Annotated in this window: 8 protein-coding genes, 1 tRNA gene and 1 pseudogene; 5 read left to right on the top strand and 5 right to left on the bottom strand. The window is 67.3% G+C overall.

The window, feature by feature from the left end; genetic code table 11:
* Window positions 1-87: 87 nt before the first annotated feature.
* Window positions 88-1,134: an AAA family ATPase gene (locus ACTHL9_RS00765; RefSeq protein WP_440516717.1), complete on the bottom strand. Its 1,047-nt coding sequence runs from the start codon at window positions 1,132-1,134 to the stop codon at window positions 88-90.
* A 329-nt stretch (window positions 1,135-1,463) separates the two neighbouring features.
* On the opposite strand from ACTHL9_RS00765, the pseudogene ACTHL9_RS00760 reads away from it, so the two are divergent.
* Window positions 1,464-1,622: pseudogene (locus ACTHL9_RS00760) on the top strand (DUF1016 N-terminal domain-containing protein); the annotation flags it as partial.
* Between the two features lie 404 nt (window positions 1,623-2,026).
* Here ACTHL9_RS00760 and ACTHL9_RS00755 read toward each other — a convergent pair.
* Together ACTHL9_RS00755 and ACTHL9_RS00750 are read right to left on the bottom strand one after the other, a co-directional pair.
* A tRNA-Thr gene (locus ACTHL9_RS00755) sits at window positions 2,027-2,100 on the bottom strand.
* A 183-nt stretch (window positions 2,101-2,283) separates the two neighbouring features.
* A complete protein-coding gene (locus tag ACTHL9_RS00750; protein WP_440516716.1) occupies window positions 2,284-3,186 on the bottom strand; it encodes a DsbA family protein in 903 nt (300 codons plus the stop codon).
* A gap of 198 nt (window positions 3,187-3,384) precedes the next feature.
* Here ACTHL9_RS00750 and ACTHL9_RS00745 point away from each other — a divergent pair, with 198 nt between their 5' ends.
* The 4 genes from ACTHL9_RS00745 to ACTHL9_RS00730 all read left to right on the top strand — a co-directional run bounded on the left by ACTHL9_RS00745 (window position 3,385) and on the right by ACTHL9_RS00730 (window position 8,462).
* Entirely contained in the window at window positions 3,385-4,857 is a 1,473-nt protein-coding gene (locus ACTHL9_RS00745) for an alpha,alpha-trehalose-phosphate synthase (UDP-forming) (protein WP_440516715.1), read from the top strand.
* The gene (gene otsB / locus ACTHL9_RS00740) at window positions 4,850-5,650 is read left to right on the top strand and encodes a trehalose-phosphatase (RefSeq protein ID WP_440516714.1); all 801 of its coding nucleotides are present in this window, start codon (window positions 4,850-4,852) and stop codon (window positions 5,648-5,650) included. The genes ACTHL9_RS00745 and otsB overlap by 8 nt, the downstream gene beginning before the upstream one ends.
* Before the next feature lie 199 nt (window positions 5,651-5,849).
* Window positions 5,850-6,929, top strand: a complete 1,080-nt coding sequence (locus tag ACTHL9_RS00735) for an ABC transporter ATP-binding protein (protein ID WP_440516713.1) — start codon at window positions 5,850-5,852, stop codon at window positions 6,927-6,929.
* A gap of 72 nt (window positions 6,930-7,001) precedes the next feature.
* Window positions 7,002-8,462, top strand: coding sequence for a DUF4032 domain-containing protein (locus ACTHL9_RS00730; RefSeq protein WP_440516712.1), 1,461 nt, complete (start codon window positions 7,002-7,004; stop codon window positions 8,460-8,462).
* On the opposite strand, the gene ACTHL9_RS00725 is transcribed toward ACTHL9_RS00730, so the two are convergent.
* On the bottom strand, window positions 8,443-9,075 hold the full coding sequence (locus ACTHL9_RS00725) for a DUF2461 domain-containing protein (RefSeq protein ID WP_440516711.1): 633 nt from the start codon (window positions 9,073-9,075) through the stop codon (window positions 8,443-8,445). The genes ACTHL9_RS00730 and ACTHL9_RS00725 overlap by 20 nt on opposite strands.
* 28 nt (window positions 9,076-9,103) lie before the next feature.
* The gene (locus tag ACTHL9_RS00720; protein WP_440516710.1) at window positions 9,104-9,610 is read right to left on the bottom strand and encodes an SRPBCC domain-containing protein; all 507 of its coding nucleotides are present in this window, start codon (window positions 9,608-9,610) and stop codon (window positions 9,104-9,106) included.
* Window positions 9,611-9,907: the final 297 nt, after the last annotated feature.

Here is a 9,907-nt window from a genome sequence, read left to right as displayed (position 1 = left end):
GGCCCCGAGCGGGCGAAGGCAGAACCGTTCCGCTGTCGTGCAAGGGGGGAGGGACGATCTCTCGGCTGAGAGCCGCTGCAGGTCGCCTCAGAGCAGCCAGCGGCGCCACCAGTTTGGCTGCTGCTCCGGTTCCGGTTCCGGCGCCGGCTCCGGCTCGGGCTCCTCGCCCAGGGCCAGCGCGGCCTCCGCGATGTCGTCGGCGGTGAGCGTCGTGACGGCCTCGCGGTCGAGCGCGTCGAGGCTCTGTTCCCCGTCGCGCGAGAGCCGCAGCGCCTGGCGGTTGAGCGCCTGCTCGAACAGCGTGCGGGCGAATCGGGCGTTGCCGGAGTCCTCCCCGGCGTGGAGCCCGGCGAGGATGCGGCGCAGCATCTGGTCCGCGCCGGGCCCGAGCGTGTACTCGTGCTGGGCGAGCATCTGGTGGAAGATCGTCTGGAGTTCCTCGACCGAGTAATCGGGGAACGTGATCTCGCGGGCGAAGCGCGAGCGCAGCCCCGGGTTCGAGAGCAGGAAGGACTCCATCAGTCGCGGGTACCCGGCCACGATCACGACCAGGCGGTGGCGGTGGTCCTCCATGCGCTTGAGCAGGACCTCGATCGCCTCGGGGCCGAAGTCCATCCGACCGTCCTCCGGGGCGAGTGCGTAGGCCTCGTCGATGAACAGGACGCCGTCCAGCGCACGGCGGATCACCCGGTCCGTCTTGATGGCGGTCGCGCCGACGTACTGCCCCACCAGGCCCGAACGGTCGACCTCGACCAAGTGACCCTTCTGGAGCAGGCCGACCGCGCGGTACATCTCGGCCAGGAGCCGCGCCACGGTCGTCTTTCCCGTGCCCGGGTTCCCGAGGAACACCAGATGCTGCGAGGTGGCCACCTCCGGCAGGCCGTGCGCCTTGCGGCGGGCTTGGACCTGCAGCAACGCGACGAGGGCCCGCACCTGTTCCTTCACGGTCTCCAGCCCGACCAGCGCATCGAGCTCGGCCTGCACCTCCGACAGTGGCCGGGCCGGCCCCGGCCTGGCACCGATGAGATCGCCGACCAGCTCGTCCACGCGCTCCGAACCGGGAAGCTTGAGCTGATCTGCCAGATGGCTGATCGTTCCGCGTAGGTCATCGAGCGGATTGCGGCTGGCGGCCATGCATCAATGGTAGTGCTCACTCCCGAGCGGGACGGGGTCGGCCCCGCCGGCGCCGACTCCATCCCGGGGGATCCGAAACCTGTTTCTACTAACTGAACGCCGAGAGCCCCGCAGCCGCGCTTGGGTGCACTCGTAGGCCGCATGGGCTGGGCCGACCGGGCGCGGCGTTCGGCAACCCCGTCCAGGAACCAGTAGCGCCGACACCGGGAGCAAAGCCCCGGCCAGCAGGCCCGGCCATGGAAGCAGACCAGCTGTCTACGACTCCCCCCCACTGACGGCTACGACCCCGTCCTGCCCGACGTCGTCGAGCTGCTCGAGCGAGCTGGGCAACGGCTGCCCGCAGTGCCACCGCGGTCATGCCGGCGACCTACTGGCAGGTCGGTCAGCGCATCGTGGAGGACGAACAGGCAGGCCAAGCCCGAGCGGCGTATGGCGAAGCGCTCCTGAAGCGACTAGCGGCCGACCCGACCGGACGCTTCGGGGGCGGCTTCAGCCGCCGGCGAACAGGTTCCGCTTCCTGCTCAGCGTACGTCCGCCAAAATCCCCCAGGACTGCAGCTTCTACGAGACTGCAGGATGGTCATCACGGCGATGCCGGGGAGCTGCAGTGGCCGGGCAGGTTCGGCAGCTCCCGCCGGCGGCACACGTTGGCGGCATCGTCTCGCGCCCCACCACCGGTGTTGCGAGGCGGCCGGACGGCCTTGCGGTTGCCTCACATCTCTCCCGAGAGTAGACATTGGGAACTGCCGACGGCCCCGTGCTGCCGCAGAGCCTGGTCCAGCTGCCCCTCGGCCCGCAAGGCGGCGCGTGGCCACCGGAAAGCGGCGCGCCGAAATAGGGGGAGGTCGGGTTCCCGGAGGGCGAGCACTCCGCCGGAGCCCTTGGGATCACGGAGCCCCCTGCCGGATTCGAACCGGCGACCCTCTGTTTACAAGACAGATGCTCTGGCCAACTGAGCTAAGGGGGCGCCGGACGCAGCAGGCGCACCAGACAAGCGTAGCGCCTCGGGCCCACGCCTCAGAAACCGACGAAAGCCTCGCAGGGCAAAGCAACAATCCCCCAAAGCCAAAGCGGCCCGGCCCCACCAAGGGGACCGGGCCGCCGTCGTGCGCTAACCCAGGACGCCCCGCGGGAAGGGCAAGCGGAAAGGCTACGCCTTGGCCCTCGCGTCGAGATCCGCCTGCAGGAAGTCCTGGAAGGACTGCTTGGCGGAATCACCGATGCCCCACTGCTTGCCGTCGACGAACGCGGTCGGGGTGCCGGTCACGCCGACCGCGGCGGCAAGCGCGGTGGTGTATTTGACGAAGGGTCTATAGGTCTTGTCGTCCACGCACTTGGAGATGTCGGCCCCGCGTTTGGACGCGATGTCCTTGAGCTGCTGGTCGGAGAGGCCAGCGGAACCCTCAGCGGGCTGCTGGGCGTAGAGGTCGTTGAAGAAGTCGGCGTACTTGTCCGGGTAGGAGTTGGCGACGCACGCGGCCGCGGCGGCGGCCCGGGACGAGTAGTTGGTGGTCGAGCGCGAGTCGAGGAAGCCGATCGGCCGGTACTCGAGCGTGATCTTGCCGTCGTTGCGCAGCTGGGTCAGGGTGTCCCCGTTGGTCTTCTCGAAATCGCCGCAGACCGGGCAAATGAAGTCCACGTACACCACGACCTTCGCGGGCTGGCCCTTGGGCGCGGCCTCGACGCCGGGCGCGTTGGCGGCCTGGCTTGCGGTGGGCTGGGCGGTGGGGGTCGGCACGCTCGACAGGTTGACGTTCGCGGCGGGCGCGGCGGTGACCGCGGTGCCCTTGCCCAACGTGATGCCGCCGTTGGCGTTCATGTTGGCGGGGCTGGGCCCACTGTCGGCGATGGGCGCGTTCTGCCGCATGGTCGTCGTGATGACGAGCGCCACAATCGCGATCACAGCGACAAGCGCCACGACGACGCCCCAGCGGAGGAGGAGCTTGTTGCGCTTCTCCTTCTTCAGCTGCGCCTCTCGGATCTGGCGGGCCTTCTCGCGGGCTGCGGCAGTGCGCTCAGCCTTGGTGGGGCGTGGTTGGTTGGAGGGGCTCATCGTTCCTCGTGTCAGTTTCGCGGCGCGCGGGACTGCACGCCGATCGCGGAGACGGGGACAGTGTATGCCAGCAGCCTTCCACTCCCCCGTCAAGGGTCTCCATTTCGCGCAACGTCCGGGCGCCGGTGCAGGTTCCTTTACCGGCCTGTGACCGCCATCGCAAGGGCCCCGGGTAGGGTTATGAGGAGATTCCAGTGAATGCGAGGTAGCGCGAGAGTGGCTCAGGACACTGAACGGACAGCACCAGACACAACGGCAAAAGAGGGCAATGCGAGGGGATCCTATGACTTCCTGGTGGTCGCCAACCGCCTGCCGGTCGACAGGGCCGCGGACGGCTCGGACGACGGATGGAAGAGGTCGCCTGGCGGCTTGGTGACAGCGCTCGCCCCGATCATGGAAAAGTCCGACGGCGCGTGGATCGGCTGGATGGGCTCCCCTGACGAAGAGATCGAGCCCTTTGAGCATGACGGCATGGCCCTCATCCCAGTGGGCCTCTCGGCGGGCGAAGTAGAGCTGTATTACGAGGGCTTCTCCAACTCGACCCTGTGGCCCCTGTACCACGACGTCATCGCTCCCCCGGAGTTCCACCGGACCTGGTGGGACGCGTACCGGCGGATCAACGAACGCTTCGCCCTCGCGGTGCTCGCCAGGGCGGCCGACAAGGCGACCGTGTGGGTGCAGGACTACCAGCTCCAGCTTGTCCCGGCGATCCTCCGCGCCAGGCGGCCGGACCTCCGGATCGGGTTCTTCAACCACATCCCGTTCCCGCCGCCGGAGATCTTCTCGCAGCTCCCGTGGCGCCGTCAGGTCCTCGAGGGCTTGCTGGGCGCGGATCTGGTGGGCTTCCAGCGCCCCAACGACGCGGTGAACTTCGGCCGCTGCGCCCGCCGCTACGGCGGCGCGGCCGGCAAGGGTACCCAGCTGCTGGTGGGCAAGGGCGAGCGGGCGGTGCGCGCGGAGGCCTTCCCCATCTCGATTGACACCGACCGGATCTCCAACCTGGCTCAGCGCCCGGACATCCAGGAGCGCGCCCGGCAGATCCGCCACGACCTGGGCGATCCGAAGACGATCATGCTCGGCGTCGATCGCCTCGACTACACGAAGGGCATCCGCCACCGGCTCAAGGCGTTCGAGGAGCTCCTCGTGGACGAGCGCGTGAAGGTCGGCGAAGTCACGCTCGTCCAGGTGGCGAGCCCGAGCCGCGAGCGCGTCGAGCAGTACCGACTGCTCCGCGAGGAGGTCGAGGGGACGGTAGGCCGCATCAACGGCGCGTTCGACACGCTCCAGCACACCGCGGTCCGCTATCTGCACCACAACTATCCGGTGGAAGAGATGGTGGCGCTCTACCTCGCTGCAGACGTCATGCTCGTCACGGCCCTCCGCGACGGCATGAATCTCGTGGCCAAGGAATATGTCGCGGCGCGCTGCGATGGCACGGGCGTGCTCGTCCTGAGCGAATTCGCGGGCGCCGCCGACCAGCTCAAGCAGGCCCTTCTGATCAATCCGCACGACATCGCGGGGCTCAAAGAGGCCATGGTCGCGGCCGCGAACATGCCCGCCGGCGCAGCGAGCCGCCGCATGAAGGCGATGCGCCGCCAGATCATCGTCCACAATGTCGAGGAATGGTCTGCCGCCTTCCTCAACCGGCTCGCAGAGGTGACCCATGGCTAAGAGCGGCATCCCCGAGAGTCTCCGCACCGCGCTCGAGCGGCTCGCCGCCGTCGACCGCCTCTTGGTGGCGCTGGATTTCGACGGCGTCGTCTCCCCGATCGCCGAACGCGCCGAGCAGGCGCGGCCGCTGCCCGAGACGGCGGCCGCCGTCGCCGAGCTTGCGGGCCTCCCGCGCACCTGGACGGCGTTCGTTTCGGGGCGTTCGCTCGCGAGCCTCGTGGAGGTGGCGTCGCCGGATCGCAGGACGCTGCTGATCGGCAGCCACGGCGCCGAGGTGAGGCTCGACGGCGAAGAGCGCCCCCTCGCGCTCGACCCGGACCAGCGGCACGCGCTCGAGGCGCTTCACGTGGCGTTCACGGAGGTCGCCGCCGAGGCCCCGGGCACCTGGGTCGAGGAGAAGCCGGCGGGGCGCGTTCTGCATACCCGCCAAGCCGATACCGAGGTGGGCGCGGCCGCCGTCGTCGCCGCGCGGGACAAGCTCACGGCACGCAAAGACATCTTCCTCAAGGACGGCAAGCAGGTCCTCGAGGGCTCCGTGGTGCACGCGACGAAGGGCGAGGGGCTCGCCTTCCTGCGGCAGGTCACCGAAGCCGACGCGATCCTCTTCGCGGGCGACGACGTCACGGACGAGGATGGCTTCCTCGCTTTGAAGAGCGACGACGTCGGCATCAAAGTGGGCGATGGCGAGACCGCCGCGGGCCACCGGGTGGGAGCCCCGGAGGACATCGCCGACTCGATGACACTGCTCGCCCGCCTCCGCCGCGCACACCTCACGTCAAAAATGTCCACGTGATGAATGCCACATTTTGGAACACCATGTGACCTATGCCATACTTCTTGAGGTGAGCCGGCCCACACCGGTTCGGCTCGCACTGTGTCAGAATCGGCGGTGCCAGCTTGGGCAGCCGACATCACGGCACACAACTGAACAACATGAACCATTCACTACGGATCGTCCGGCACGTACCTGCCGGTGAAGGGACACGATTACTGTGGCAACAGTGACGTTCGACAACGCTACGCGCCTGTACCCGGGCACCGATAAGCCCGCGGTGGACAAGCTCAACATCGAGATCGCGGACGGTGAGTTCCTCGTTCTCGTCGGCCCCTCCGGCTGTGGAAAGTCCACCTCTCTGCGCATGCTGGCCGGCTTGGAGGACGTCAACTCCGGCCGCATCCTCATCGGCGATCGCGACGTCACGGACGTCCCGCCGAAGGACCGCGACATCGCCATGGTCTTCCAGAACTACGCCCTATACCCGCACATGACGGTTGCGGACAACATGGGCTTTGCCCTCAAGATCGCCGGCGTCTCCAAGGAAGAGCGCGCCCAGCGTGTCCGCGAGGCCGCCAAGCTCCTTGACCTCGAGCAGTACCTCGACCGCAAGCCGAAGGCTCTCTCCGGTGGTCAGCGTCAGCGCGTCGCCATGGGCCGCGCCATCGTCCGCAACCCGCAGGTCTTCCTCATGGACGAGCCGCTCTCGAACCTCGACGCCAAGCTCCGCGTCCAAACCCGCACGCAGATCGCGTCCCTGACCCGCCGTCTCGGCGTCACGACCGTCTACGTCACGCACGACCAGGTCGAGGCCATGACCATGGGTGACCGCGTGGCGGTCCTCAAGGACGGCCTCCTCCAGCAGGTCGACACCCCGCGCAACCTTTACGACAAGCCGCAGAACGTCTTCGTTGCCGGCTTCATCGGCTCGCCCGCCATGAACCTCCTCGAGCTTCCCGAGGTGGACAACGGCGTGCAGTTCGGCGGCACGGTGTACCCCGTGGCCCGCGACGTCCTCGCCGAGGCTACCGGCAACACGGTGACGCTCGGTGTCCGTCCCGAGGACCTCGAGTCGGCGCCGCAGGGCGAGGGCCTCGCGGTTGAGGTCGACGTCGTCGAGGAGCTCGGCGCCGACGCCTACATCTACGGCCACACCAACCTGAACGGCCAGACTCACGACATTGTGGCCCGCACCGATGGCCGCCGTCCTCCGATGAAGGGCGACACCGTGTGGGTCCGTCCGCAGCAGGGCCACGTGCACCTGTTCGACACGAAGTCGGGCCTGCGCCTCGGCTAATCTGATCGGGACACAAGGCTGTGCCCGCCGGAACTCCGGCGGGCACAGCCGTTTCTACGGGAATGAGCTTCGATGAACGGCGCCAAATGGCAGGACGAGCCGACCGACTACGAGATGCTGGGCAAGCTTCCCCGCAAAGAACCGCTACCGGAGCCGCCGCCCCAGAATGTCATGGGGTCGCTGAGCATCACCGCGGCCGCCGCTGACCCGGAGCTCCTAGACCTCCCCTGGCACATCGCGCTCGAACAGTGGCCCGAGGAGTATCTCGCCGCACTCCCCCGCGGCATCTCGCGCCACATCGTGCGCTTCGCCAAGCTCGGTAGCTCGGTCATCGCTGTCAAGGAGACGGGCGAGCACATCGCCCGCCACGAATACCACATGCTGCGCCGCCTCCAGCGGCTCGACGTCCCCTGCGTGGAGCCGGTCGCCGTCATCCGGGACCGGCAGACCCCGGAAGGCAAGCCGCTCGACCCTGTCCTCGTCACGCGACACCTCAAATTCTCGCTGCCGTACCGCGCCCTGTTCTCACAGATGCTGCGCAAGGACACCCTCACCCGCCTCATCGACGCGCAGGCCCTCCTGCTCGTGCGACTGCATCTCATCGGCTTCTACTGGGGCGACGTCTCACTCTCCAACACGCTCTTCAGGCGCGATGCCGGCGCGTTCGCCGCCTATCTCGTCGATGCCGAGACCGGCGAGCTGTACCCCGATCTCTCGACCGGCCAGCGCGAGTACGATCTCGAGATCGCCCGCGTGAACATTGCCGGCGAGCTCATGGACCTCCTCGACGGCGGCCTCATCGATGCGGAAGTGGACCCCGTCGCCACCAGCGAACGCATTATGGACTCGTACCGGAACCTCTGGGCCGAGCTCACCGAGAAGGAGTCGTTCGAGCTCGGAGAGCGGTGGCGCGTGAGCGCCCGCATCCGGCGGCTCAACGAACTCGGGTTCGACGTCGAGGAATACGCGATCAAGACCACCCCGGACGGCTCCACCATCCAGCTCCAGCCCAAGGTGGTCGACGCCGGTCACCACCAAAGGCGCCTCCTGCGCCTCACGGGTCTGGATGCCCAGGAGAATCAGGCGCGGCGCCTGCTCAACGACATGGACTCGTTCCGCGCGGACAACTTCCCGGATCAGGACGAAGAGATCGCTGCGCACGCGTGGGTGAGCCAAGTCTTCGAGCCGATCGTCCGTGCCATCCCGCGCGAACTGTCCGGAAAGCTCGAACCGGCCGAGGTGGTGCATCAGGTCCTCGAGCACCGCTGGTACATGTCCGAGAAGCTCGACCGTCACGTTCCGCTCGCCGAAACGCTGCAGTCGTACATTGACACGGTTCTGCGGCACCGGCGCGACGAAGCCGCGATCATGCTCAACCCGGACACTCAGACGCTCAAGCTCATCGAGGCCGATGCTGCGCGCGAGGACGATGATTTCGACGACGAGCTAGCCAACGATGACGAGCTGGCGAACGATGCCGAGATCGCCGACGACGAGCTAGCAGGCCCGGAAGCTACCCCACGTGCTCGTTGAGCCACTCAACGAGGGGTCGGAGCTCCGTCCAGTGAGCCCGAATTCGGTCCAGGGCCTCCGGCGTATCGAGCCATTCGGGCGCCCCTAGCACCTTGCCCGCCGTCAGTGACTTGTGCTTGAGGAGCTCCGCGCGGGGGTGGTCCGCCCCGAACTCACGGGGGACGCGCTGCGTCCGCTCGCCCTCGATCGTGTACCCGGCGCCGCGGAGTGCCTCGACGATCCGCTCGAGCTCCTCACCCGAGGCCGTGGCGTCGATCGCCGACCGCAGACGAGCGGTCTTCGGAGGTGTGGCCATGTGGCATCCTCCGCCGACGGCAATCCCCTCCGCGTCGAGGTGGAGGTAATACCCCGTCCCCTCGGCCGTCGAGGCATACCCGCCCTGGGCCGTCTTATAGGGCGACTTGTCCTTGCTGAACCGGATGTCACGGTTCGGCCTGAAGGCCTTCCCTTCGCCGAATTCCTCTGACAGTTCGTCGAGCAGAGCTAGCATCGGGCCGCGGATGGCACGCTCGTACACGTCCTTGTGGTCGAGCCACCATTCCCGCGTGTTGTTGTCCTCGAGTTCGGCGTAGAACGTCAGGCTCTCTGAAGGAAATCCCTCGAATGAACTCATGCGAGCATCTTCGCCGCCTGCTCCCGGGTCAGGCAAGGGTCTCGACCGCGTCCGCCGATCTGCCGAAGAACGCCGCATATCGTGCCAGGATAATGGGCCACTCCGAGTACTTCTGATACTGCGCTTGACCTTCGCTGCCGCTCGCCCAGCCATTGTGGGTGAAGGTCACCTCGGTTGCTTGATCCTCGACGGGCGCAAATTCCACCCGGACCCGAGTTGGCGCGTCTTCCCGCCACGCCAACGTCCAGGAGAATTCGATGGACGACGGCGCATCCTCCGCAACGACATGCCCCCAGATTTGGGTTTCCCCGGATTCGGACTCCTCCCCGATCACTCCGTCCTCGACGTAAACGTGGGTGCCTTCACCGAAACCGGTGTAGTTGAAGCCCCACCAAAGATGGATGTCGCCGACGAAGGCGCTGTACGCAATGTCCTGCGGAGCCGGAACCCTCATCCGATAGACCCGCGAGGGCGGGGTTTCAGCCGAGTCAGATGAAGCCGGCGAATGGGAAGCGTGCGAGAACAGAGGATCCACGCGGGCGATCCTACTCCCCTCCCCTTACCGTTTCGGGTACAGGTACTGCCCTGTCAGGGCGTTTCGGGTGCGCCGACTGCCCTTCCCGGGCGTGGGGGTGGCGGTTTATGTACCCGGTTTGGCCTGGGGTGGGTTGGCGTGCCCGGTTCGGGGGGTTTGGCTGTTGAGGGGGTTTTGGGTGGTTAAAGGGGTGTGGGCCCCACTGCGTTGTGGGGCCCACCCGTTGTGGTGTGTTCCGGCGGTGTCCTACTCTCCCACACCCTGTCGGGTGCAGTACCATCGGCGCTGTGGGGCTTA

It is taken from the genome of Sinomonas sp. (genome assembly GCF_051955515.1).
In the GTDB taxonomy this organism is placed as follows: domain Bacteria; phylum Actinomycetota; class Actinomycetes; order Actinomycetales; family Micrococcaceae; genus Sinomonas.
The sequence above is the reverse complement of the archived record's forward strand: the minus strand, read 5'-3'. Positions and strand labels throughout refer to the sequence as shown.

Bases quoted from the DNA above. Each gene is read 5' to 3' on its own strand.
- ACTHL9_RS00730 (WP_440516712.1), top strand. From the start codon at position 7,002: ATGAACGGCGCCAAATGGCAGGACGAGCCGACCGACTACGAGATGCTG.
- otsB (WP_440516714.1), top strand. From the start codon at position 4,850: ATGGCTAAGAGCGGCATCCCCGAGAGTCTCCGCACCGCGCTCGAGCGG.
- ACTHL9_RS00750 (WP_440516716.1), bottom strand. From the start codon at position 3,186: ATGAGCCCCTCCAACCAACCACGCCCCACCAAGGCTGAGCGCACTGCC.
- ACTHL9_RS00725 (WP_440516711.1), bottom strand. From the start codon at position 9,075: ATGAGTTCATTCGAGGGATTTCCTTCAGAGAGCCTGACGTTCTACGCC.
- ACTHL9_RS00765 (WP_440516717.1), bottom strand. From the start codon at position 1,134: ATGGCCGCCAGCCGCAATCCGCTCGATGACCTACGCGGAACGATCAGC.
- ACTHL9_RS00745 (WP_440516715.1), top strand. From the start codon at position 3,385: ATGCGAGGTAGCGCGAGAGTGGCTCAGGACACTGAACGGACAGCACCA.